The following is a 1,785-nucleotide window of genomic DNA, read 5'->3' as shown; positions in this document are numbered from 1 at the left end:
TGTTCGCTGACCGTCACCCGAGTTTCGAAAGAATCAACCTGGCGGTTTCGGAATAGCTTCCCTGTGCATCGGATGGGTTACGGCAACCTCTGCAGGTTGATCCGCCACCCGGTGCGTTCCGACCGCAATGGCAAACGTGCCGTCACTCTCGTCTATACGAGTCAGCGGGATCCAAATGTTGAGATGCGCGTCGGGCGCACCCGTGCCGATCATGACATTTGGCGAGGGCATATACAAGTGCCGATGCAGTACCAGGCGGAGCGGCTCAGGCTGAGCGGCTCAGGGCGGTGCCGACGAAGGCGAGCTGGGCGGGGGCGACCGCGCGCCAGTAGGCGGGGGTGTGGCCGCCGGGGCCGAGGCTGTGTTCCTGCGGCCGTAGGTCCGCGACGGCCTGCCGGGAGACGGCGGCGAACGGGTCGGCGTTGCCGCAGTTGATCCGGTACGCCACCCCCGGCGCCGGTGCGGTCCCCAGGATGCGGTGCGCGGCGAAGTCGGCGGCGGAGTCGAACGCGCCGGGGGCGCTGGCGCCGTAGCTGCGCCACATCGCCGGGCTGCTCGCCGCCGCCGCGACCACAAGGTCGGGATGGCGCCGGGCCAGCAGCAGCGCGCCGTAGCCGCCCATCGACCAGCCCAGCGCCGCCAGTCGGGTCGTGCGTAGGCCAGCCGCGGCCAGCCGGGGCCGGATCTCGTCGATGATCATCGCCTCAGGGTCGTCGCCGGAGGCCCGCGGGTGCCAGTAGGTCTCGCCGCCGTCCACGGTCACCAGGACGAACGGCGCCACGCCCGCGTCGATCGCGGCCGGCAGCAGCCTGTCGAGACCCAGCAGGCCGACGGCGCGGCGCGCGTCGTCACCCCGCCCGTGCAGGACGAGGCACACGGGCAGGCCGCGCCCGCCACCCGCCGGGGCGACGGTGACCATCGTGACCGGCCGGCGCCGGGCCGCGCTGGTGAACGTCGTGCTGGCCACCACCGCCGGGCCGGCGGCCGCCGCCCGCGGCACCGCGCCCGGCACCGCGCCCGGCGACGTTCCCGGCGACGCGGTGCCTCGGGGCGTGCTCTCGGTGCCGGCGCGCTGGGCTGCTGCGGAGGACGTCGTCCCATCCGCTGTGGCGTGGGGACCGGTGGTGGAGGAGGGACCGTGGCAGCCGGCGGCGAGTCCGGCGACGACGGCGCAGGCCGCCGCGACCGGTGCCGAGATCACCAGCGTTCGCCTGCTCGGTCGCATGATGGCGATCATGCCATCCGGTCCGCGCGAGCCGGCCTGGGGCGGCGGCGTGAGCGCCACCACAGCCGGGGCTGGGCGTGAAATTCAATGAATTCTTTGCCCGCTATGGGTCTCGTCACTCGACGTCCCAGAGCCGCTTCGGTCAGGGACCGTAGTCGGGTGACCGATGATGACGACGACTGGGCTCCGCCGCCCGTGCCCTTCGGCGGCGGCGATCCGGCGGTGGCCGCCGCTGAGGCGCTGGCCGAGGCCGAGGCCGCGCTGCGGATCGGGGCCTGGCGGCCGGACCCAGATGAGATCGACGCAGCCGTGACCATCCTGCACCGGATGGATTTCGTTCGCCGTCACCCCGACATCCCGCTGCGACGCAGCGTCCACCGCGCGTTGGACGAGACGTATCCGCAGCTTACCGTTTGGCGGGCTCGCCCGCTCTACCTGTACGCGGCGGTGAAGACCGTCCAGTTGCTCGCCGCGGCATCGCCGACCGGCGAGAACGCCGCGGCCGCCCAGACCGCCTGGGAGCTCCTCGGTGATCTGCTCCGCACCGTGCCGCCACCGTC

At 72.8% G+C, this 1,785-nt stretch carries 2 protein-coding genes; one reads left to right on the top strand and one right to left on the bottom strand.

The window, feature by feature from the left end:
• Nucleotides 1-265: 265 nt before the first annotated feature.
• Nucleotides 266-1,225, bottom strand: coding sequence for an alpha/beta hydrolase-fold protein (locus tag G6R25_RS23765; RefSeq protein ID WP_163554636.1), 960 nt, complete (start codon nt 1,223-1,225; stop codon nt 266-268).
• 159 nt (nt 1,226-1,384) lie between these two features.
• Here G6R25_RS23765 and G6R25_RS23760 point away from each other — a divergent pair.
• Nucleotides 1,385-1,785 (top strand): hypothetical protein (locus G6R25_RS23760; protein WP_136449692.1); only part of this gene is annotated, 401 nt, incomplete at its 3' end.

Source organism: Candidatus Frankia alpina (assembly GCF_902806485.1).
Lineage (GTDB): Bacteria > Actinomycetota > Actinomycetes > Frankiales > Frankiaceae > Frankia > Frankia alpina.
Note: the sequence above shows the minus strand (reverse complement) of the source record. Positions and strands in the feature narration are given on the sequence as shown.